25 protein-coding genes and 2 pseudogenes are annotated in these 22,016 nt (G+C 35.6%); 25 read left to right on the top strand and 2 right to left on the bottom strand.

The features are described from left to right. Window positions 1–184 precede the first annotated feature (184 nt). Window positions 185–673 carry a YusW family protein gene (locus BMY13_RS16575; protein WP_092493383.1) on the bottom strand — a complete coding sequence of 163 codons (489 nt, stop codon included), beginning with the start codon at window positions 671–673 and terminating at the stop codon, window positions 185–187. Window positions 674–988: 315 nt separating this feature from the next. Here BMY13_RS16575 and BMY13_RS16570 point away from each other — a divergent pair, with 315 nt between their 5' ends. From BMY13_RS16570 to BMY13_RS16460, 23 genes and pseudogenes are all read left to right on the top strand, one after another. Further along, the gene (locus BMY13_RS16570) at window positions 989–1,408 is read left to right on the top strand and encodes a GNAT family N-acetyltransferase (RefSeq protein WP_092493384.1); all 420 of its coding nucleotides are present in this window, start codon (window positions 989–991) and stop codon (window positions 1,406–1,408) included. A gap of 342 nt (window positions 1,409–1,750) precedes the next feature. Beyond that, window positions 1,751–2,242 carry a YjdJ family protein gene (locus BMY13_RS16565; protein ID WP_342729358.1) on the top strand — a complete coding sequence of 164 codons (492 nt, stop codon included), beginning with the start codon at window positions 1,751–1,753 and terminating at the stop codon, window positions 2,240–2,242. Between the two features lie 215 nt (window positions 2,243–2,457). Continuing rightward, window positions 2,458–2,919, top strand: a complete 462-nt coding sequence (locus tag BMY13_RS16560) for a hypothetical protein (RefSeq protein ID WP_092505995.1) — start codon at window positions 2,458–2,460, stop codon at window positions 2,917–2,919. 48 nt (window positions 2,920–2,967) lie between these two features. Then, window positions 2,968–3,465 carry a GNAT family N-acetyltransferase gene (locus BMY13_RS16555; RefSeq protein ID WP_092505993.1) on the top strand — a complete coding sequence of 166 codons (498 nt, stop codon included), beginning with the start codon at window positions 2,968–2,970 and terminating at the stop codon, window positions 3,463–3,465. Between the two features lie 190 nt (window positions 3,466–3,655). Beyond that, entirely contained in the window at window positions 3,656–3,832 is a 177-nt protein-coding gene (locus BMY13_RS16550) for a hypothetical protein (protein ID WP_175476846.1), read from the top strand. A gap of 70 nt (window positions 3,833–3,902) precedes the next feature. Further along, window positions 3,903–4,648, top strand: a pseudogene (locus BMY13_RS16545) (SDR family NAD(P)-dependent oxidoreductase). A gap of 104 nt (window positions 4,649–4,752) precedes the next feature. Further along, window positions 4,753–5,592 carry a DUF4037 domain-containing protein gene (locus BMY13_RS16540; protein WP_092505991.1) on the top strand — a complete coding sequence of 280 codons (840 nt, stop codon included), beginning with the start codon at window positions 4,753–4,755 and terminating at the stop codon, window positions 5,590–5,592. Window positions 5,593–5,728: 136 nt separating this feature from the next. After that, window positions 5,729–6,172, top strand: a complete 444-nt coding sequence (locus tag BMY13_RS16535; protein ID WP_092493389.1) for an SRPBCC family protein — start codon at window positions 5,729–5,731, stop codon at window positions 6,170–6,172. Window positions 6,173–6,424: 252 nt separating this feature from the next. Then, on the top strand, window positions 6,425–6,910 hold the full coding sequence (locus BMY13_RS16530) for an NUDIX hydrolase (protein WP_092493390.1): 486 nt from the start codon (window positions 6,425–6,427) through the stop codon (window positions 6,908–6,910). 63 nt (window positions 6,911–6,973) lie between these two features. Then, complete coding sequence (locus tag BMY13_RS16525; RefSeq protein ID WP_092505990.1) at window positions 6,974–7,459, top strand: hypothetical protein; 486 nt, start codon at window positions 6,974–6,976, stop codon at window positions 7,457–7,459. A 196-nt stretch (window positions 7,460–7,655) separates the two neighbouring features. After that, a complete protein-coding gene (locus tag BMY13_RS16520) occupies window positions 7,656–8,180 on the top strand; it encodes a hypothetical protein (RefSeq protein WP_092505988.1) in 525 nt (174 codons plus the stop codon). A gap of 170 nt (window positions 8,181–8,350) precedes the next feature. Further along, window positions 8,351–8,578, top strand: a pseudogene (locus BMY13_RS16515) (NIPSNAP family protein); the annotation flags it as partial. A 111-nt stretch (window positions 8,579–8,689) separates the two neighbouring features. After that, the gene (locus BMY13_RS16510) at window positions 8,690–9,034 is read left to right on the top strand and encodes a DUF4260 domain-containing protein (RefSeq protein WP_092505984.1); all 345 of its coding nucleotides are present in this window, start codon (window positions 8,690–8,692) and stop codon (window positions 9,032–9,034) included. Between the two features lie 648 nt (window positions 9,035–9,682). Next, window positions 9,683–9,910: an SHOCT domain-containing protein gene (locus BMY13_RS16505; protein WP_092505982.1), complete on the top strand. Its 228-nt coding sequence runs from the start codon at window positions 9,683–9,685 to the stop codon at window positions 9,908–9,910. A 29-nt stretch (window positions 9,911–9,939) separates the two neighbouring features. Beyond that, window positions 9,940–11,469, top strand: a complete 1,530-nt coding sequence (locus tag BMY13_RS16500; protein WP_092505980.1) for a multicopper oxidase family protein — start codon at window positions 9,940–9,942, stop codon at window positions 11,467–11,469. Between the two features lie 708 nt (window positions 11,470–12,177). Continuing rightward, on the top strand, window positions 12,178–13,224 hold the full coding sequence (locus tag BMY13_RS16495) for an ArsR/SmtB family transcription factor (RefSeq protein ID WP_092505978.1): 1,047 nt from the start codon (window positions 12,178–12,180) through the stop codon (window positions 13,222–13,224). A 21-nt stretch (window positions 13,225–13,245) separates the two neighbouring features. Continuing rightward, a complete protein-coding gene (locus tag BMY13_RS16490; RefSeq protein ID WP_092493398.1) occupies window positions 13,246–14,505 on the top strand; it encodes an MFS transporter in 1,260 nt (419 codons plus the stop codon). Between the two features lie 13 nt (window positions 14,506–14,518). Further along, a complete protein-coding gene (locus BMY13_RS16485; RefSeq protein WP_092493399.1) occupies window positions 14,519–14,926 on the top strand; it encodes an NUDIX hydrolase in 408 nt (135 codons plus the stop codon). 31 nt (window positions 14,927–14,957) lie between these two features. Beyond that, entirely contained in the window at window positions 14,958–15,428 is a 471-nt protein-coding gene (locus BMY13_RS16480; RefSeq protein ID WP_092505976.1) for a GNAT family N-acetyltransferase, read from the top strand. Window positions 15,429–15,471: 43 nt separating this feature from the next. Further along, window positions 15,472–16,011 (top strand): P-loop NTPase family protein, encoded by a 540-nt coding sequence (locus BMY13_RS16475; RefSeq protein ID WP_092505974.1) that lies wholly within the window; start codon window positions 15,472–15,474, stop codon window positions 16,009–16,011. Window positions 16,012–16,240: 229 nt separating this feature from the next. Then, window positions 16,241–16,789: a DUF4269 domain-containing protein gene (locus BMY13_RS16470; protein WP_245736138.1), complete on the top strand. Its 549-nt coding sequence runs from the start codon at window positions 16,241–16,243 to the stop codon at window positions 16,787–16,789. Window positions 16,790–16,845: 56 nt separating this feature from the next. Then, window positions 16,846–17,667, top strand: coding sequence for a DUF2785 domain-containing protein (locus BMY13_RS16465; protein ID WP_175476845.1), 822 nt, complete (start codon window positions 16,846–16,848; stop codon window positions 17,665–17,667). A gap of 19 nt (window positions 17,668–17,686) precedes the next feature. Further along, window positions 17,687–19,489 (top strand): M3 family oligoendopeptidase, encoded by a 1,803-nt coding sequence (locus BMY13_RS16460; RefSeq protein ID WP_092505970.1) that lies wholly within the window; start codon window positions 17,687–17,689, stop codon window positions 19,487–19,489. Between the two features lie 43 nt (window positions 19,490–19,532). Here BMY13_RS16460 and BMY13_RS16455 read toward each other — a convergent pair whose 3' ends face one another. Continuing rightward, window positions 19,533–20,435, bottom strand: coding sequence for a LysR family transcriptional regulator (locus BMY13_RS16455; RefSeq protein ID WP_092505968.1), 903 nt, complete (start codon window positions 20,433–20,435; stop codon window positions 19,533–19,535). 136 nt (window positions 20,436–20,571) lie between these two features. Between BMY13_RS16455 and BMY13_RS16450 the strand changes: the two genes are divergently transcribed. Together BMY13_RS16450 and BMY13_RS16445 are read left to right on the top strand one after the other, a co-directional pair. Next, window positions 20,572–21,105, top strand: coding sequence for a flavodoxin family protein (locus tag BMY13_RS16450; RefSeq protein ID WP_092505966.1), 534 nt, complete (start codon window positions 20,572–20,574; stop codon window positions 21,103–21,105). 285 nt (window positions 21,106–21,390) lie between these two features. Continuing rightward, window positions 21,391–21,912, top strand: a complete 522-nt coding sequence (locus BMY13_RS16445; RefSeq protein ID WP_092505964.1) for a GNAT family N-acetyltransferase — start codon at window positions 21,391–21,393, stop codon at window positions 21,910–21,912. Window positions 21,913–22,016 lie beyond the last annotated feature (104 nt).

Here is a 22,016-nt window from a genome sequence, read left to right as displayed (position 1 = left end):
CTTTCTTTCACGATAGTTATGGTCTAATTATTTTGTAATTTGCCCGTAAACTTGGGAAATAGTCTTTTGGGAAGAAAAAGTTGGGTGGGAAATATAGGTAAAATTGGTTGAAAAATAAAAAGCATGAAAACGAGCGTTTCCATGCCTTAAGTGTAATTATTTTTTTATCATAAAAAATACGCTTTTACATTTCATTCATCTTTATTTCATATACTTTATCCGTTCCATCTTTAAAAGTAACTTGTAATACGGCTTTTAAGAAATTGTCAGGTATACTAAACGCCTTAAGAGATGTTGCAATAGCTTCTTCATCTGTCATGTCTTGCTTCAGTTCCAGGTCTTTCACAATTGGAAATATGGCATCAAAAGCATCTGCCCCGCGTTCATCTACACTGTTAAATGGATCATAAAACTCGGATTCCACTAAATTATTATCTTTCTCGATTTCACCTTCAAATTCTTGATCATCATATATGACATCAAAGTCAATTGAAGTATAGTCAAGCTCTTCCATTCTTTTAACCATGTCATTCATCGTACTCATAGCTTCTTGGCTTTTAACATCTTCATTAGATTGGTTAGAATTTTCCTTTGAGTTTTCATCTTCACCTCCACAAGCAGTCATCACCATAGCTGAAACAAGTAATATAGTTAATAATACTAGTTTCTTCATATATATCACCTCCATAATTTTTCATTATAGTTGGCATTATGCCCAAAATCTTAAATATATATTCGCGATTTTCATAGAGAAGCTGCTATTTTCACAGATTCATGCTCAAGAAAATTCAATCGAGTACTTAGGTTGGTTATGAATAATTTCATTATTCATAACTATTATCGTTTCTAGAGGTGTAAAAGTGGCATCAATTTGATATGTTATCAAGATTTAATATATCCTATTGGGTTTCCAAAACTTCTATAAAATGTAATTTTGTAGTAGCATTGTAAAATATGACAAAATGCTGGGAATTATGGGGGAACTACTATGGAAATAATTAATCATTGGACAAAAGAAACTAGCGAATTTATAAAAAAGAAGGTAATAGACCACAACATGGAGCAGTTGCCAGACCATCTTAAAACTCCTAATAAGAACATTGGTTTTACACTAAAAGATGATATTGGAAATATTAAGGGTGGCATTACCGGAAACATGTTTTGGAATCATATAATAATTGATTTTCTGTGGGTTGATGAAAGTTATAGAAAAGAGGGATATGGAAGTATTTTGCTGAAGAAATTAGAGAAGTATGCGCAAGAGAATGATTGCAGATTGATATACTTGGATACATTTAGCTTTCAGGCTCCTGAGTTTTATCAAAAAAACGGGTACGAAATTTTTGGCGTCATTGAAGATCATCCCAAAGGTTTTGATCAATACTTTTTGCAAAAGAGATTTATGTGATTTAATTAAGTTTCTTTTAGCACGAGGACTGTATCCTAAGGGGGGTCTTATTTTTGCCAGTTAAGAAAGAAATACTTACTGCATAAGCGCAACTAAGGCATTCGCTATTAAAGCTTGGCCATAAGCCAAGTTCTCTAGATTAAACTATTCGAAAAATTAAAATATATAAATGTTATTTTATGTTAAAATAATTACAAATGTATAATCGTAAAATTAAAGATGAAATCGCTCTCTTAATAAGTGGTTATCTCGAAGTTAAAATCCTTATCTTCGACGAGACGCGGTGAGATAGTTTGACAAGATAAGCCTATTACTTATTGGATAAATTTTATTAGAAAGGCTGTGGATTATGTGTTTTGGTTTTTGGTCCAGCTTGGTATAGCATCAATCCTGCTGTTGTTTTCCACTGCTGCAACTTGGTACGAAGGTAGTGCGATTCTAAATGACCCTTGGGAGTGGAAGCATTCAACACCATTTTCTCAATTGTTCTATGACGAAGTTCAAAGCAGTAATCAAATATCACAACTTGACCATTTTATATATGCTGCTAAATTTCTACCCACTTTTCCCGTAATTATGGTAATAAGTAGTATATATTTGTTAATTCTTATTGGATACCACTTTTTTAGGAGACGACATAAATGGTTTGCGTATTATCTCTCTTTTTTAGGTGGAGGATTATTTCTACTTAGTTATTTTATCTATAACTCCCCCACTACAGGAGGAAAGATCTTTTTTTATATTTGGTTATTAAGCGGTGTTTGTTGCGCTGTAGCTGCAATAATAAGTTATTTTCAAACCTTAGATCGTAATACAAATGAAGTTATAAATTAAGTTTTAAGTTAAAGGGTACACATCATCTATAAGTTAGTTGCTTACTTTCTTATTTTGTACTAAAAAGGTGGAAAATGTGTACGTTAATAAACTTTAAATCTATTTTAAAATTTCTACAATACTCGCTTCACTTGCAACAATAATATTATTTCTGTTGGGAAATCAAACAGGTATAAAACCTACTCAAGCACGATTTTAACTATAGGAGGAGAAAATTGAAAAATTTATTATTATTTTTAATTACATTGCTGGGTTTAAGTATTATTGTGATTGGCTGTACATCCAATGATGCTAAAAATAGTGTGGAAAACTATTACACTGCTTTAGTTAATGAAAATTTTGACGAGGCTTTTAATCAGTTACTGATTTTCGATGAGCATTACGATAAGGAGACAACGCTAAGTGAATCGGAAGCCAAGGAGAGATTTACGGAAAAAATAAGTTATTTAGAAGAAAAAGGATATCAACTAAATGATTTTGAGATTCAGGATGTTCGAACCGACGATGGTGGCCCTCCACTGGTGGAAAGTGTTTTAACAATTGAAGTTAATGGTGATGAAAAAAAGGTGAAAGAACTTATTCAAGTTACGGAAGACGGTCTTTTTATAGATTTATCTGAAGAAGATAAATATGCTCATTACCGTGATGGGAAGATGAGTATTAGTATTAAAGACTAGATACAGTCATAATATGTTAAACATGATTTCGTACGGGAGAGAATTACAGTGATAGTAAGAGAAATTAAGACTTCAGATGCAGAAAAGCTTTCACATCTTACGCAGCAAGTTGAGGGAAATTCAGAATATATGCTGTGGGAGGCTGGCGAGAGAAATAGTCTGCCAGCACAACAACGAAAGATGATAGAGAGTATTGAAGAAGAGGGGAACTCTACTATACTTGTTGCTGAAACAGGCAACAAATTAGTTGGTTTTTTAATGGCTTTTGGCGGTAAGGCGAGAAGAAATAAACATTCCGCTTATATTGTTATTGGAATATTAAAGGAATATAGGGGACAGGGAATAGGTTCAAAGCTATTTGAAGAGTTGGAACGATGGGCACTCTGTAACAATATTCATCGCCTGGAACTTACAGTAGTGACACAAAACGAATCAGGTTTATCTCTGTATCGAAAAATGGGCTTTACAACAGAAGGAACTAAAAAACACTTATTGTTTATCGATGGTGATTTTGTTGACGAATACTACATGTCAAAGCTTTTATAATACCTAATAGTACTGTTGTTAAGTCTGAAGATGAATCAGTCAGCATAGGGAATAAGTGAATAAATAATTCGTAAAAGTGCATTTAACTTATAGAGTAATGCACTTTTTCATTTGGAACATTCTTTATTTTTTAGAACCAATTTCCATAGTGTCGTCTAAATAGGATATTATCTGAGGAAGGGAAGTACCTATGGGGAATCAGTATGAACAATGCAAAGATGAATTACTGGAGTTTTTAATGAATGAATATGGTCAGAGTATAACTAGACTAGCATTTACTTATATTAAGGAGAAACAATTAGCTGAAGATACTGCCCAAATTGTTTTAGGTGAAAATTACGCTTACTTAATGCTAATGTTAAGGTGAAATCAGAGTTTAAAAGTCCTTTGTATGTTAGAGCTTCATATAAACAGTGATTAAAAAAAGGAGTGAGGATATGTCGTGTTTAAACAACCATGCAATTCTTGTCAACGGGGCTAATTGAGGACAGGGGAAAGCTATTGCTCAGCATCTTGCCACGTTGGGGGCTATGGTAGGGGTTGGTGCCAGAAACTATGATGAGGCTAAGGTGTGGCTAGGATGATTGGCGAAGACCACGCCATTCCAGTTCAGTTAGATGTCACAAAAGAATTAGAGTGGAAATCAGCGGTTGATAAGGTCATACATAAATTCGGTAAGCTTGATATGTTAGTGAATAATGCTGGAGCTCTAAAACGTAAACCATTTACAGAGACGACCATAGATGATTATCAACAGTTGATTAATGTTAATCAACTTGGTGTTTTTATGGGGATGCAGGCAGTTATTCCACAAATGGAAAAGCAGCAAAAAGGCTCCATTATAAACAATGTGTCGATCTCTGCATTTGCTCCAATTAGCCAATCCTCTGTTTATGCTGCGACTAAAGCATCTGTGGTTGCAATGTCAAAAGCTGCAGCTATTGAATTAGGACCAAAAGGAATTCGAGTAAATATGGTTCATCATGGTGGAGTCGAAACTGAAATGGCTACTCATGGCAAACATGTTCCTACTTATTATGATTCAGTACCTTTAGGACGTATTGGACAACCAATTGAAATTGCTCGAACTGTAGCATTCCTTGCCTCTGATGAAAGCTCTTATTGTACGGGTACAGAAATTGTTGTAGACGGTGGAATGACACTGGGTACTTCAGTTGAGTAAATAAAATTATTAGTAGATAGATTTTAAGATATGAATTAGTACACTTTAATTAAAGGCTGCGTTAATTGAAGAAGTAAAAAAGGTTTCCGAAAGGGAGAGGTTATGTGAATTTAAAAATATTGGCATCAGATATAGCAAATATCTATGAACAAAATCCAAAAGTTGAAGCCGTTTTATTAGGAGGTTCCGTATCACGAAATTGGCATGATGAATATTCGGATATTGAACTATTTGTTTTTTGGAAGGGAGCCCCTTCTGACGAGGAAAGGAAGGGTCCAATCGTAGAATTAAATGGTAATATTATTGACTTTCACCCATATGAAGATGAGGAATGGTCAGAAACATACATAACTCAGGGTGTAAAATTAGAAATAAGCAATTTTCTAACAGAAACAATTAACAAAGTTATAAGTGACGTGATCATATCTTATGATACGGATTTAGATAAGCAATGTATTGTAGCTGCGGTTTATAACGGAGTTACACTCAGCGGTGATTTAGTTATTAATAGTTTGAAAGAGAAAGTAAGTAAATACCCTTATGAATTAAGTGTGGCTATGGTAAAGGAGAACATTTTTTTAGGAAACAGATGGAATAATCGTGAGGCTTTACTTGAGCGAAAAGATTGGTTAATGCTTTATAAAGTGATAGTAGCCGTTCAAACCAATTTAATGGGAGTATTGTTCGGTTTAAACCGTCAATTCGTACACCATCCAGCCTTTAAGTGGCAAAAATATACACTTAGTTCAATGGAAATCACTCCTGAAAATATATCAAATCGCTTAGAGTCTATTTTTCTTGATGACCCAAAGGTTTCTATAAGAGAATTAGAGGTAATAATTGAGGAAATGTACGAACTAATACAACGTGAACTTCCACAAATAGACTTATCTTTAGTTCTTGATAAATCGTTATTCTTAAGACCAAAAAATAAAATAAATTAGAAATCTTGTTCTGGTACAATTGTCCAACTATAGGAGCAGCTTAGTGAAAGAATCCTTATACTAAGTAAAGGATTTCGATTCAAATGAAAAGAATGTGTATAATAATGAAAAACAAGAAAGGAAGGTTGATTTTACAATGGATACACAGGTAACTACAAAAATGAAAATACGTAAGTCAGTTAATGAGGTATTTGAAGCTATAGTAGACCCTGTAAAAATCGGGAACTATTGGTTTTCATCAAGTTCTGAAAGATGGGAACAAGGCAAGTCGGTTACATTGAGATATGATGAATACGAAGCAGAAGGGGTTATAAATATATTAGAAGTGGAGGAAAGTAAGAAAATCGTGTTTTCATGGGGAGCGGAACATGGTGAAGAATCGGTTGTTACAATTACACTAAAAAAGTTGGATGATAAGAGTACAATTATTGAAGTAACAGAATCAGGTTTGAGAGAAGATGACCCTGAAATAGTAAACAAAATGATCGGTCAAAAAGAAGGTTGGGTCTATATGTTATCTTGTTTAAAGGGTTATTTGGAATATGGCGTTAAAGATTTGAGAGCTTCTTTAATACATTAGTTATAATACTTCATTTTGAAAACAAGAACCTTCATTATTTCTTTTAGAAAAAAACGTTATCTTGTACATTTAACGGGTGCAATAGTTAAATAAGCAGACTGACTCAAGGTCGGTCTTTTCTTTTATTGTCCAGAAATTTTCGATTATGAATTGGAATATTATGTTAAGGTTAGAAGAGAGAGTAAGTTATTGACCTAATATCAGAATTATTGAATAAGAGAAATGGCAATTCTAATGAAGGGAAGAGGAAAAGTGACAACAAAATATGTGAATTGGGGAGACGCAAAAGTAAAATTAACTTGGAAGCCTGATACACAACTTCCTCCAAGAGAATTGATTACAAGCGTTCACGGATTTTGTTTTAGAGATGATAAGCTACTCTTAGTTAATCTAAACCATAGAGGGTGGGATTTTCCTGGTGGTCATATTAAATATGAAGAGACTCCTGAACAATGTATGAAGCGTGAAGCATATGAGGAGGGTTATGTTACGGGGAAATCACTTCTTTTAGGTCATATAGTAGTTGACCACAATGAGAACCCGGAATGGCACGAAAGTAGTGCTTATCCAAAAGTAGGCTATCAGGTGATCTATCGTATGGAAATTGACCAATTACATGACTTTGAAGCCAAGTATGAGGCGGAAGAAAGAGTTCTCATAAATCCAGGTGAAGTAATAGAATATTATCACGACTGGAACGAACTTTATCAAGAAATACTTGATTATTCTACAAGATAACAGTAACTTATTTCTTCAGTTAAAAGGGTTCTTTAGTTCAATAGGTTCAACGAAGAGGGTTTGTTGAATAGTAAGTTAGTATTGGAAGAAGCTAACGCTGAGGTGAGTATAGTGAAAAAGTTGACTATAACCAGCATTTGCTTAATTCTATTTCTTGGTCTAACACCGAATGAATATAATGCCCAAACTGGAGACGATACTGAAGATGATCTTTTAGAGTCTTATGCTGCGGCAGAAGAGATTATATTATACATAATTAAGCCCGACGTTGAGCAAATATTACGTGATAAGTATAGTGAGAGATTTATTCTTTGGCATTATGCTAATAAGGAAATAGTTAATTTAAAGCTAGTACACAAGAAGCTTGACCCTAGATGGTTTGAGATTACTGTATCAGTTATATATAATTTCAAGAATACTGAAGGTGAAATTACTGATGGTCAAGCTCATATAAAATTAAAAGTGTTACCGACGGTCTTTTCCCGTCATAATAAAGAAACAGAAATTAAATTAATTAACATATTCAACATAGCCGAAAGAGTTATGTAGAATTAACTATATATGTCTCTTTCCATTAACGAGTCTAAGATTGGTCAAGAAGGTCGACATTATAATCGGTCTTTTTATTTTGTTAAATATTTCAGAAAATTATGATATTAGATAACTTCAAATTGAAACTTTAAAATATGTGTAACCGTATGTATATTGTATAAGAAAAATTATTTAAAAATTCTGGAGGATTACTTTGAAAAAACTATTGTTATCTTTAAGTGTAGTATTTGTTCTATTCGGTTGTACAACCGATGAAAATAATGATAACGAAGGAAGTGAAAATGCAACACAAGAAAATCAATCCTTAGAAGAACAAATTAAAAACATCGTAAAAGAAAATAGTTATAATCCAAAAGATATTGTTGATTATGACCTTAAAGGAAATTACATTTATGTATATTCTTATAGCACTAGGAACGGCTTAACTTCTATGCTGATAAAAAATAACTCAAATGGGCTGGAATGGGTTACTAGTTGGGTATCCATACAAACCAGTTCTCTTGGTCATAAAGGGACGGCCCCTATTGTTACGATTATTCAACCAGAAGACACTGATGTTAAAGATGTTCGAGTGTTTGGAAAACCCGCAAAACTAACTCAAACTACAATTGAATTTACGGAGGATTTTTCACAGGAAGTAAAGTTTTGGGTTTACTATTCTGATAACAAAGAGGAAGTTCTTGATGGTTTTGATGAAGATATAGAATACATTAAATAGTAAAATTTTTTACGTTTACGGGTGTTTTTCTTGAATAAGGAATTGCGCTTCTGGTTCCACTAATAGCTGGAAATTGTAAGAACGGTAGTTGTTTATTGCAATCGGATCATTTTGTTCAATAGTTTATGTCAAAATTGAATTAGGTATTAAGCTTTTTAGGGGGTTAATGTGTTGGAAGGTGGATGAAGGAAAATGCTGATAATACCGTAGAAATCTTTGCTATATGGGAATATGACAGTTATGAGGAATACTTAGAAGTTGAATCAAAAGTTAGAAGCGACATGGCTCACGTCAAACGAGTTCAGGACTGGTATCAGAAAAATGGTGGGAAAGAACATGTGTATGAGAATTATATATTAGAAGTCAGAAATGAAGAACTGAAATCAACTGTTAATTAAAAACAGCCTTACGAGGTAACTTGCTATAATGAATCTTTTTATTTGAGAAAAACGTAAGAGGATTAACTGGTTTAATCAAACAAGCAGTTGGGGATAGGAGGTGGCTAGTGGATGAGATTACTTTTGCACATAGAAGGTGCTGCAGTTTTAGCACTAAGCCTTTTCTTTTATGGGTATAGCGAATTTAGCTGGATATTGTTTTTAATCCTGTTATTAGTACCTGATATTTCAATGCTTGGGTATCTATTAAATAATAAGGTTGGTTCATTTCTTTATAATTTTTTTCATACATATACTATACCGATAGCTATTATTACCTGTGGTTTCATAGTATCTAATCAGACTGTTCTGGCAATTGGTTTAATATGGTCAGCCCATATTGGAATGGATAGGATGGTTGGATATGGATTAAAGTATCCAACAGAATTTAAGGATACTCATTTGAATCGTGTCTAATTCTGTGTTCCGGGTTCTAGTACGAAGTGAAACGAAGGGTTGGTTTGGTAAAACATTACACCGAACGTTCACTACTTTATTATTCCAGAGTAACAGGGATTTTGTTTCTGCTTATGGCTGTGCTTGCCAGAAAAACCAGAAATAGAAAACTTTAATTGCGGACAAGATAAATTAGTTAGGATTATTCAAATCTCGAACCTGCAGGCTTGATCCAGGCATCCACTATTTTCTCAGGAAGGTCTTATGGAGGAAAAAGGGTGCACTGAATCATTATATAGGTGGTAGCAACAACTGAGAGAGTTCCTGGAAGTAATTAACCCTTGGGCATTTAAACCGCATGTAACGGTCGGTAAGCTTATGCGGTGGAGATCATTTCCTTATTCGTTCGTTAGTAAGATGTGTAATGGAATGAATAAAAAATGTTGTTATGTGCAAAATTTCTCGACATTTTTCAGTTACAATGACAGTACAGCAGATGAAAAGGGGTGATGACATGCATGTTATAGGATATGAAATTTTACTGACCAGTGGGTATTATGGTCATCATATGGATAAAATTAGTTGTTTTGGCGTTCGTAAATGCTAAGCTAATTATTTTTTTAACTTTATAAATACCCCTAATGGTATAAAATTTAAGGAGATGATTGTATGATGGGCAATATGACGGGTGGCGGTGGCTTTTATGGATTTGGGTTCTTTACAATTCTGATTATCCTGGCTATTATTATCATTTCTGTATGGATGTTCAAAGGTTCGGATAATGGATCTTTCCGTTCATCTGGTGATAAGTCACTGGGGACCCTGAAAGAAAGATTGGCAAAGGGCGAGATATCAGAAGAGGAGTATGACAGACTTAAACGGAAACTGAAAGAGTGAATAGATAAAAAACAGAAAGGTGACAAATTGTGTACAGAAAAATAATTGGTTTAATTTTAATAGGTGCGCTTGCTGTTATTTGGAGTGGCTTTTATTTCAATTCTGATTTTGGTATTTTTCAGAGTGAGACATCAGATGATGACATTGACGGGCGCACAAGTATCCTGGAAGTTAGTGCGCAAGAAGCGGGTGACCGCCCTGTCCGAACTTTTGATCTAACCGCCCAGGAAACGGAGTGGGAGATCGATCAGGAAAAGACAGTTGATGCCTGGACCTATAACGGGAGTGTCCCGGGTGAGGCACTACGTGTCAAGGAAGGCGATTTCGTCCGTGTTCATCTAAAGAATGAACTGAATGTCCCTGTCACCATTCATTGGCATGGGATGATACTGCCCAACAGAATGGATGGTGTTCCTGGTCTGACACAGGATGCGGTTCAACCTGGGGAATCATTCACGTATGAATTCATTGCTAACGACGCTGGCACCTATTGGTATCACTCGCATCAGCACAGCTCAGAACAGGTTGACAAAGGATTGTATGGATCGCTGATTATTGAAGAGAAGCAGACTGAGAAACAAAATGACTTTGATCAAGACAAAGTTTTCATATTGGATGAATGGACAACTGACCAAGCCCAAAATCAGGGAATGGGTGGAATGATGGGAGCTGTATCTGGTGATGCTGAGGTTGATACAAAACAGGCATACGATACATTCACAATCAATGGTAAATCTGGTCAAGCAATCGAATCTCTAGTTATGACCGAGGGCCAGACTGCACGTATGCGATTTGTCAATGCAGGCTATCAGCAGCACCAACTTGTTTTTCCGAAAGGATCCATGGAGGTGATTGCCAACGATGGAGAAGAAGTCGATGGCTCAAAAGGTTCGTCAAATGTACTGGAGATTGCCCCGGGTGAAAGAATTGATATTGCCTTCACAAAACCGGACTCAGGATCAGTTGTCATCGGTGAGAATCCAGATGTTGAAAACGCAGAAGATATGCAGATTCCTGTAGTCTCCCGGGAAGACAGTGATGATACTAGAGACAATGATCTGGCGGCTATTTCAGGACAATCAGTTGCCAAGGGGACTTCATATGGAAGTGAAAATCTAATTTTCGAAGAGCCCCCTGAACCTGATGTTACGTATAATATGGACTTAAGTATGGGTATGAACATGGGGGAAGGCATGACATTTCAGATTAACCAGAAGGTATTCCCGGATACACCACCCATTCAGGTGGAAGAAGGCGATATTGTGAAAGTCAATATCCAAAACAGCGGGCGGATGAATCACCCAATGCATCTGCATGGTCACCGGTTTCAGGTGATGTCCAAAAATGGCAATCAGTATGATGAACCTATTGTCAAAGATCTGATTCACGTCAAACCCGGTGAAGAATACGAGATTTATTTCAAGGCCAATAACAAGGGTGAGTGGCTGTTCCATTGTCATGATAATAACCATGCGGATCAGGGCATGGTAACGATTGTCGATTATAAAGATGTTTATTCGCCGTTTAAGATTGGCGGCGATCATCAGAATCAACCGTAAGTATGTGGAATACACCAGAAGAAAACTAGCTTTAAATCAGGGAACTTCTTCCTTCGTGATACTAAGTATCAAGGATGAAGTTCTCTTTTTTGGTGTTTTAAAGAAATCCTTCACAAATTTATTGGTCTTATAAAAATATCAGTCTAAAGGTTGAGTGAAGTTCATGCTCATAGCCGTTTTGGAAGGCTTAATTTTTACTTATACTTAGAGTATCAAAGAAACAAGGAGAGGTTCAGATGACTAACATATACGAAATGGAATTAGAAATCGCAAGTCGACGTACGAAGTAAAGATTAAATTGAGATCGTAAATCATAAAGGAAATAAGGAGGGATTCAAAGATTAACATATATGAAGTGGAAACAGAAGTTGCGGATCGTCGTACGAAGTAAGCAATTAAACCGAGATTGTAAAATTAAAAGGAGGGATTCAGATGATTAACATATATGAAGTGCAATCAGAAATCATAAGTCGCCGTACCAAATAAAAATAATGAAATTGTCAATATCCTGTTCAGCCTAATACCGCATTGTAAAATATCCTCTTTTAGAAATACACTTCATTGATTGAACTCATCCTATAATAACCTCATTAAAATTTTAGGCGCAGACACTCCAATTTGGGTGTCTGTTTTATTTATATAAAATACATTCCATTTATATTGAATTAATTATACTATATGTATAGAATATAACTAGGAGGAGATAAAATGGATATATTTTCTATGAGAACTAAAGAAAGAGAAACATATAGCGTTCAAATAAAATATTCACTTTTATGGGAATGCGCACTAGGTATAGCGGCTATTACGAATCATTCCCTTGTTGAGACCCTTGATCTACCGAAGCAAAACAGGGAGAGGATTAAGGAATCCATGACTAAGGAAATGACTGAGCCCCTGGAGTATGTACAAACACATAATACTTGGAAGACACTTCTTCAACTTTTGCATCAGGAAGATTTTGAGAATATAGCGGATTTTACTTCCTTTGTAAAAAAACTATCATCGGAGGAATTAAGAACTATAGCAATTCCATATCTGGGAAAAGAACAAAAAGAACTAATCAATCAGTTAATCCAAGGGTCGAATGATGCTCTTAAGAAACTTCAGCATATTACAAAAGAGAATACTTTCCTGCCTTCTTATCTGAAGTTCATTAGTAAAGTCGATACGGAAACATTAAAAAGCCATTTGATTGAAGTAATGTCTGGTTGGTATAAGGCAGTGATTGAACCTGATGAAGAAGAATTGGAGTCTATACTGATCAGAGATATGGTAGCAAAAGAAAAGATGATTGAAAAATTGGGACCAGAGGAGTTTGTGGAATGGGCTACAGATGGTACGCGTTATTATCCGGAACCAAGTGTATTTCAAGTTATTCTCATACCTCAATACATTTACCGTCCCTGGAACGTGGAAGCAGACTTAGAAGGTGTTAAAGTATTCTACTATGCGGTCGCCAATGAAAGCATTTCTAGTGACAATAAATATGTTCCGAATAAAATGCTGGTGCAAAGGTATAAAGCACTTGGAGATGAAAACCGCTTAAAGATTTTGAAGATAATTAAGGAGAAAAGCTTATCCCTACAAGAGTTAACTGATGAGTTGGAGATGGGTAAGACAACAGTTCATCACCATTTGAAAATACTAAAATCAGCAAGATTAGTAGCGTCAATTTCACATAAATATGAGATTAATGAAAAAGCGTTGACTGCTGTACCTAAAGAACTGCAGCTATATTTGGAAGATAATTAATCTAAGCCAGGGAGGAATGAGATGGAATCTTCGGTCGGACAAGTCTATTCAGACGAAAAAACACCGGAATTTAAACGTAATTATCAGGTTTTCAGGTTTATCGGGGGAAATTTAATTTCTTTTTTTGGTGATCAAATATATCTAATTGCCCTTCCGCTAATTGTTTTAGCTTTAACAGGTTCTCCATTGAGTATGGGAATCGTTGCAGCTTTAGAAAGATTACCAATTATAATACAGCCATTTACTGGAGTTTTGGCGGACCGATTTAATCGTAAGAGAATCTTGATGGTTTGTGATTTAGGCAGATTTGTGACGATAGGTTTGTTGGGGCTATTACATATGATGAACTCGCTTTATATTTGGGAAGTTTACGCGGGAGCATTATTAGTAGGTGTTTTAACGCAAGTTTATAATACATCCCAGTTTGCATCAGTACCTAAATTGGTGCAGAAGAAAGACTTGCAATTAGTTAATTCTATCAATACAGGCATATTTCAAACGGCAGTTTTTATTGCACCAGGGTTAGGTGGAATAATTATTAGTATTTTTAATCCTGGAGTTGGTCTATTAATAAACAGCATAAGTTTCTTTATCGGTTTCTTAATCGTATTAAGTTTAAAGATTGATAGTCCCGATCGAAATGAGAATACTAGAGGTTCGAAAATCTTTGCAGATATTAAGGAAGGATTTGTCTTTGTTTTAAAGCAGAAGCCTATTTTGTACACCAATATTGCTATGCTTTTTTCTATTTTTGGAACGACTCTTTTTTTAACCATGCTGGTGATACACTTAAAGTCTTCAGTAGAATTAGATACAGTACATATAGGTTATCTGTTATCTATTGGAGGGGTTGCTGCAGTAGGCGGTGCTTTAGTTACAAATTTACTTAAGCGCTATTTTTCCTATAGAAGGATCTTATTTTTATCAGGAACAATCGGTGGAATTTCGATTATAGTGTTCAGCTTTTCGGATACGTTCATGTGGTTAGCATTGATGAATGCAGTAGGCACAATATCTGCTGCCATTATGAGTCCGTGCATTGTAACCATTCGTCAAACCTTAAGCCCTGATCATTTGTTAGGCCGTGTGCAAGCAACTAGTCGCTTTATGACATGGATATTAATGCCTGTTGCAGCTTTGGCAGCCGGGATAATTGCTGAACAATTTGGAACAGAAATTACGATACTGGTTGGCGGCATTATAGCGACAATTGCTTCGTTTATTTATTTACATCCTTCTCTTAAAAAAACTAATGTTATACTAAATAATATTGAAAATTAGAGGGGGGAAGTATATGACAACACCGAAGCATATAGTTTCTGCGGCAACCATTGTTTTAAATGAACAGCAAGAAATTTTATTAATTAAAGGACCAAAAAGAGGATGGGAAATGCCTGGTGGACAGGTTGAAGAGGGAGAATCACTGAGGGATGCTGCAATTAGAGAAACAAAAGAAGAATCGGGGATTGATATTGAGATAACCAAATTTTGTGGTATATTTCAGAATGTGAATGGCTCGATATGCAATAACCTATTTTTGGGTAACCCAATTGGTGGAGAACCAACAACAAGTTCTGAGAGTTTAGAAGTTGGATATTTTCCAATTAAACAAGCAATAGAAATGGTAACTTGGAATAATTTTCGGCAAAGAATCCAGTATTGTTTAAACCAAAATATGCATCCTTTCTTGGTTGAGTTTTAAGGTATTATTGAAAATAAAGGAGAGTACATATATGTCTGTAAAATTAGCTCGTATGAATGAAGAGGCTTTTAATCAGTATTATAATAGCGCAATACAAGAATATGCTAATGAACATGTGAAAGCAGGAAACTGGGGTGAAGAAGAGGCTTTTGATAAAGCCAAGAAACAGTTTGAGCAGCTGTTACCGGATGGGTTAGAAACGAACGCTCATGTACTTTTTTCTATTATGTATGGCAATGAAACGATCGGGACATTATGGCTGAACATAAAATCAAAACAGCATGAAAAACACGGGTTTATTTATGACATTAAGTTGGATGATGATCAACGTGGCAAAGGGTATGGAAAAGCAACGATGATAGCTCTTGAAGAGTATGCGAAGTCAGAAAACATCAATCAAATAAGCTTACACGTGTTTGCACATAATGAAAGAGCATTCGCGCTATACGAGAAAATGGGTTATAAAGCTAAAAGCTATAACATGTCCAAAAGGCTCTCGTGATATAAGTGGTAAATTACAGGGTTGTTTAGGAGGCTGATTGAATATGAATCGCATCATGGTGATGGGAGTGTCGGCTGGTGTGGGGAAGTCTACCTTTGCGGCAAAACTTGGAGAGCAACTGGATATAAACGTCTATCATCTTGATGTCCTGCACTGGAAACCAAATTGGGTAGAAACTCCAAAAGAAGAATTTAGAGCAAGCCAAAAGGAGATTGTTGCCCAGGATAACTGGATAATCGAGGGCAATTATAATAGTACATATGATATTAGAGCCCAAAAAGCTGATACAATTATTTATCTCGAACTCCCTTTGATCGTTTGTCTGTATCGAGTTATTAAGCGATGGATCCTAAATATAGGGAATACCCGGCCAGACATGGGAGAAGGATGCAAGGAAAAGTTAGACTATGAATTTCTGAAATTCATCGTTACTACTTATTCTTCTCGCAAGAAAAAGATGGAAGGTAGATTTGAAGCATTCAGGAAAACAGGCCCTGAAAAAACCATTATTAGGCTTAAGAGTAAGAAAGAAATTAAATCATATTTGGATTTAAACGAAAAAGGAAAATTTGGTCGGAAGTAGGAGTGGGATATAGACTTGAATTGCGGTAAATCAACTTCCACGGCAGGATATCGACTTGGAGCAGGGTATATCGACCTTCGCGGTGGGATATCGACTTGAGTTAGGATATATCAACCTCCGCATTAGGTTATCGACTTGAGATAGTATATATCAACCCCAGCATCAGGATATCGACCGAAATATTGTATTGGAAGGTAAGAAAATCTTTGTAAGTGGGGAAGGTAATGTGTTGATTGGCTATAATTTATTCAAAAGGATGGAAACTGGCAATGAAATTCAACAAACAGCGTACAAAGCAGTTAATGAACTGGGCACTTTTAATGAATTGAGTATGTATAATCCAGTATTATGTGGAACGTTGCCGATCGGAATTGATGTCGAGGGTTCAGACCTGGACGTTATTATGGAAGTGCAAGAATTGAATGATTTCAAAGATCGTCTTCAAAGTCTATATTCCAGCAAAGAAAGCTTTAAAATCAATACAACAACTATAAGAAATAAAGAGGTCATTAAAGCAAATTTCATCTTCAACAATTTTGAGTTCGAGTTATTTGGTCAAGATCAACCTGTACACAAACAACACGCCTATCTTCATATGGTTATTGAACTTGAACTGTTACAACAAGATAGTAAATTAAGAAAGAATGTAGTTAAACTTAAACAACAAGGATACAAAACCGAACCAGCATTTTGTACAATTTTAGGTATTACCGGAGATCCCTATGCAGGTCTCATCCAATTTGGAGTTGAAAAAGGAATTATAACAGACGTATTATGAATGACAGGGACCACTGTAAAATAAGGCTGAGGACCAAAAGGAGCATAGAACCAAGGATGGAAAATGAAAAAGGAATAAAAGAGAAACTACATAATCTATTAAATAAAACCCATATAGTCTCAGATGATACAGATGAATATAAAACAGTTTTAGAAGTGGTTAGTGTATTAGGGTCTACTGATGCAGAATTACGGGATGAACTAGGCTATCAGGCACTCATAAAATTATTGATACATAATAACTACCTTACAAACAATGAATTAAAGGAATTGTTAGCCTATGCGAGTTCAGGTGAAATGTTGTTTTATAAGCTAGGCGAGGTAGAATCAGATAGTGTCTTTCTCAGGTCTTTCTCTTCTTTATTAATCACTTTGTTGTTATATCGCGATAATCAAGATAAATTTCTTTCTAAGTCTGAGTATAATAGTGTTGTAGAACTTGTTGTTAGTTATTGTAGACTTGAGAAGGATTATCGGGATTTTGTTGAAGGAAAGGGCTGGGCACATGCCCCGGCACATGCTTCTGATGCAATCGATGAACTCGTAAAAAATCGTCATGCTGATATTGATTCGTGTATGCTGTTGTGGGAAGGGATCACGGAATTAGTAGTAAACGCACCATGTGTTTTTGCTGCTGAAGAAGATGAGAGAATTGCAACTCCTGTGTTGGCGATGATTGAATATGAAAAGGTTCCGTTATCGACACTTAGAACCTGGATGAAAGAAATTCCTGTTTCAGAAGAAAAGTTGCATGAGAAGATTAATGTTAAGAACTTTTCCAGATGTTTTAGTAATCGATTAATTGTGAACGATTCATCGACTAACTATGACCATCTAGTAAAGGAGCTTGAACTTCAATTTAACTCATCATTTGTGTGAGCAATAGGGAGGCTTTGATATGGGTGGTGTTTTATATCCAGTGAATTGGAATTTAGATTCTCTTTTTAATGCAGGGAGTAATTCCATTCAGTTACAGGACCAAATCGAATACATAAAAAAAGACGTAAACAATTTTGAAGAAAAGGTAGTCAATTTAAAAGCTCTAAAAGATAGTGATGGTGCAAAGATTGTTGCAGAACTCATTCAGGATATAGAGAATATCAAGTTACATCTATCGCAAATTTCATCTTTCATAACTTGCTTACTTGCAGAAGATGTAAGTGATATAAATGCAGCAACCTGGAAAGAGAGAGTCTCATCTCATCGTGCCCATTTTAATTCCTTGGTACGAAGATTTCAATTGGCGCTTGCTCTAACGAACGATACAAATTGGATAGATATAATAGAAAGTAAAGAATTAACAAACTATCAATTTCTGTTAGGAGAATGGCGAAAAGAAGCAAATACACTGCTATCAGACCAAGAGGAAAATACTATCTCCTCTTTAATGGTAGATGGCTATCATGGCTGGGGGGACTTGTATCATTCGTCAGTTGCCGAAATGAGAATTGATATTCCTGTTGAAGGAAAGGTTAAAGAACTCGCTGTCGGACAAGCAAGAAATTTACGCTCCCATGAGAACGGTGAAGTACGAAGACAATCCGCTGCTCTTCTGGAGAAAGCCTGGGCACAAAAATCTGATACTTTCGCAACCATATTAAATCGGATCGCAGGTTTCCGGTTGCAAGTATACAACAGAAAAGGTATTCAAAATGTTTTATATGAACCTTTAAAAGACAACCGAATGAAAGAAGAAACGTTAGGTGCAATGTGGAAAGTGGTGAACCAGCATAAACAACCCTTTGCCAACTATTTAAACAACAAGGCTAAAATGTTGGGGAAAGAAAAACTGCCGTCATTTGATTTTTGGGCTCCTGCCAACAAATCAATGCAAACAATAGATTATCAAGATGGTGTAGATTTTATATTGAATCATTTCAGCCGGTTTGGGTCTGAATTAGAGAATTTCACACGTTACGCTTTCAATAAGAAGTGGGTTGAAGCAGAAGATCGATCGAATAAATCAGCAATCGCTTTTTGTGCTGGATTTCCACTTTCTGAAGAATCGAGAGTATTCATGACGTATGGTGGTCATATAACGGATGTGTTAACCCTGGCTCATGAATTAGGTCATGCCTTCCATAATCATGCTATGAATGCTGTGGATCATATTAATAGACAATATCCAATGAGTATAGCTGAAACGGCTTCAACATTTGCAGAAATGATCGTATTAGATGCAGCCATGGAAGAAGCGGATTCACCTGAGGAGAGATTGTTTTTACTAGATGAGAAATTAAAGCGAAGTGTAATGAATTTTATGAATATACATTCCAGATTCTTATTTGAAACAAGGTTTTATGAGGAAAGAAAAAAGGGTATGGTTTCACCCTCCAATTTAAATCAACTTATGGACCAGGCGATAGATGAAGCCTATGATGGAGCCTTAGAAGATATCCCTGCATACACTTGGGCTTCTACACCACATTTTTATATCACAGATAAACCCTTTTACAATTTCCCTTATACATTTGGTTATCTATTTGCATTAAGTGTATATGCAAAAGGCAAAGAAGAAGGAAATGAATTTGAGACGCGATATATGGCACTGCTAAGAGATTCAGGAAGCATGTCCATTGAAGATTTAGCAATGAAGCATTTAGAAGAAGATATAACGCAAGAAGGATTCTGGGAAAAAGGAATGCAGTTATGTATAAAAGATGCAGAAGATTTTATACAGTTAGCAGCGGAATTTAGATAGGTAAAAAAAGAGTAAGCTACCAAAACTTTGGCAGCTTACTCTTTTATTTAGTTTGAATATCCTTAAGGGTCCTTCTGGTTAGTTCTATAAAAGATTGCAATGGTATCGTCATTAACTTATCTTTATGCCAGGCAATTTGAGTAAAAAAAGGTGAGGCAGGCTGTTTCCATTTAATCTCTTTCATTAATCCTCCTTTAATATCTTTTTCTACAGCCATTTCAGGTAAAATAGCTATTCCAAGTCCAGCTATTACACATTGTTTAATTGCCTCAATACTAACAAATTCAAATTTGTTAGTAGGGTAAATTTCGGACTCTCGCAAAGTATTTTCCAAATACGTACGATAGGAGCACCCTGTTTCAGTAAGCAGAAGGGTTTCCTGTTCTAGATCTTTTGGGAAGACCTCTGATTTGTTTAATAATGTGTGCTCAGGAGCAGCTACCAGCTTCATCCTATCTTGTGTAAGAGATTCAATTGTTAAAGAATCTCCTGGCTTGAGTGTATCCATAATAAAAGCAACATCCAGATTTCCCTCAAGCAGTTTTTCTTTAGCCATTTCATCTGAGTGGGCTGGTTTAAAGATGAGTTTAACGTTTGGAAACTGATCTTTGAAATCTTTAAGTATTGGTGGTAAACGATACGTGCATTGGCTCTCTTGTGCCCCAATAACAAGCGTTCCTGATGGCTCATCTAATCCACTCGTGGCCATTCGAGCTTCTTCGGTTAGTACAAGCATTTTATCAGCATAAATTTTAAATTGCCGACCGGATTCTGTAAGATATAATCGCTTACCAAGTCGTTCAAACAAAGGTGTATCCAGTTCTTTTTCAAGTGCCTTAATCTGGGCTGTCACACTTGATTGTGCAAAATTTAATATCTTTGCTGTTTGAGTGAAATTTAAGGTTTCTGCAGCTGTTTTAAATGTAATTAATTGTTTAGTTTCCATTCTTTCACCGCCATCAATCGTTATTTTCGATTGTATTGATTAAAATAATCATCTTTATTGATTTGTGTTTTTATCATAAGCTAAAAGTAATCAAACAGCAAGTTAAAAATATTAAATGAAAAGGAGCATGTGCTTTATGTCTATTGCAGTTATTTATGGGGGTACCCGTGAAAATGGTAATACGGAAACTCTAACTGAGCAAGCTGTCCAGGGATTATCTGTAGAAAAAATTTATCTGAGAAATTATGATATTCATTCTATTGAAGATCTGCGCCATACCCAAGGAGGATTTTATGAAGTTGATGATGATTATAATTCAATCATTGATCGAATTATACCGCATGACATTTTTGTGTTTGCTACTCCGATCTATTGGTTCGGCATGTCGGGAACACTGAAGAACTTTATTGATCGCTGGTCTCAAACAATGAGGGATGCAAGCTATCCTGACTTTAAAAATAGTATGGCTGCTAAAAAAGCCTATGTCATTACGGTAGGAGGAGATAACCCCTACTTAAAAGGGTTACCTCTAATTCAGCAATTTCAATATATCTTTGATTTTATAGGCACTTCATTTGAGGACTATATTATTGGAGAAGCAAACAGACCCGGCGATATTTTTCAAGATAAAAAAGCTTTATTCTCAGCTAATCAATTACTGCGGAAATAAAACGGGGAGGATTCTTATTTTCTCCTGGCGTAGGTCTTATTCCTTGAGTGGATTAATGCTTCTAGGTTTATTATAAGTATGTAAGCCTAGGGTGAATAACTAATTTAATAAAAGAGACAACATCATTTTATTTGTCATGGTGTTGTCTTTTTATTTATTCAATAATTAAAGTGGAGCACAAATATAAACGAGACAAATGATATAATGAGAGTGTTGTGGAGTTAGAAATATATTAATCACATACGCAGGTGAAAACTCTACATTAATAGTTAAAAGGAGATTCCCATGAATACTTATTTCATCAAATTAAAGGAACCTACACCAACCATAGTGAAAATGTTTAACCAGTGGGAAAACGACCCCAACTTGGTCCCGTTGACTCGACCCAATCGAAATAAAGTCGACGTAGAGCGACAAGTAATAACTATAGATGACATTACACAAAGACTCGAACACCATCACATCTACTTAATTTATCTAGATGACAAGTTAATCGGGGAAATGAACTATATGGTTGATCCCCCACACCTTTACCAAAAAAAGCCTGGGACTGCCTGGATAGGAATTACGATTGGTGAACCCGAAGCAAGGGGGAAAGGGGTTGGGTATAGGGCAATCCAATTTTTAGAGGAACAAGTCAAGCAGAAAGGTCTGAAGCGAATTGAACTGGGTGTGTTTGAATTTAACATGCAGGCACACAAGCTGTATAAGAAATTGGGCTACCAGGAAATTGGCTCGATCCATGATTTTACTTTTTGGCAAAATAGAATGTGGTCTGATATTCGTATGGAGAAGGTTTTGGGTTGAGAATGGATTTATAACGAGTTCCGTAAACTATCGTACTTAATAAAACATGTATACTGATGAACTGGAGGATCCTCTTCCGTTATTTTCCTTTTTAATCCTTATAT

The organism is Virgibacillus subterraneus (assembly GCF_900110695.1).
GTDB classification, from domain to species: Bacteria; Bacillota; Bacilli; order Bacillales; family Amphibacillaceae; genus Lentibacillus; species Lentibacillus subterraneus.
This window is presented reverse-complemented; position numbering and strand designations above follow the sequence as displayed.

Coding starts and splice junctions, on each gene's coding strand:
- BMY13_RS16510 (WP_092505984.1), top strand. CDS start 8,690: ATGAGATTACTTTTGCACATAGAAGGTGCTGCAGTTTTAGCACTAAGC.
- BMY13_RS16445 (WP_092505964.1), top strand. CDS start 21,391: ATGAATACTTATTTCATCAAATTAAAGGAACCTACACCAACCATAGTG.
- BMY13_RS16465 (WP_175476845.1), top strand. CDS start 16,846: ATGGAAAATGAAAAAGGAATAAAAGAGAAACTACATAATCTATTAAAT.
- BMY13_RS16495 (WP_092505978.1), top strand. CDS start 12,178: ATGGATATATTTTCTATGAGAACTAAAGAAAGAGAAACATATAGCGTT.
- BMY13_RS16450 (WP_092505966.1), top strand. CDS start 20,572: ATGTCTATTGCAGTTATTTATGGGGGTACCCGTGAAAATGGTAATACG.
- BMY13_RS16535 (WP_092493389.1), top strand. CDS start 5,729: ATGGATACACAGGTAACTACAAAAATGAAAATACGTAAGTCAGTTAAT.
- BMY13_RS16475 (WP_092505974.1), top strand. CDS start 15,472: ATGAATCGCATCATGGTGATGGGAGTGTCGGCTGGTGTGGGGAAGTCT.
- BMY13_RS16485 (WP_092493399.1), top strand. CDS start 14,519: ATGACAACACCGAAGCATATAGTTTCTGCGGCAACCATTGTTTTAAAT.
- BMY13_RS16490 (WP_092493398.1), top strand. CDS start 13,246: ATGGAATCTTCGGTCGGACAAGTCTATTCAGACGAAAAAACACCGGAA.
- BMY13_RS16455 (WP_092505968.1), bottom strand. CDS start 20,435: ATGGAAACTAAACAATTAATTACATTTAAAACAGCTGCAGAAACCTTA.
- BMY13_RS16570 (WP_092493384.1), top strand. CDS start 989: ATGGAAATAATTAATCATTGGACAAAAGAAACTAGCGAATTTATAAAA.
- BMY13_RS16480 (WP_092505976.1), top strand. CDS start 14,958: ATGTCTGTAAAATTAGCTCGTATGAATGAAGAGGCTTTTAATCAGTAT.
- BMY13_RS16460 (WP_092505970.1), top strand. CDS start 17,687: ATGGGTGGTGTTTTATATCCAGTGAATTGGAATTTAGATTCTCTTTTT.
- BMY13_RS16505 (WP_092505982.1), top strand. CDS start 9,683: ATGATGGGCAATATGACGGGTGGCGGTGGCTTTTATGGATTTGGGTTC.
- BMY13_RS16575 (WP_092493383.1), bottom strand. CDS start 673: ATGAAGAAACTAGTATTATTAACTATATTACTTGTTTCAGCTATGGTG.
- BMY13_RS16550 (WP_175476846.1), top strand. CDS start 3,656: ATGGGGAATCAGTATGAACAATGCAAAGATGAATTACTGGAGTTTTTA.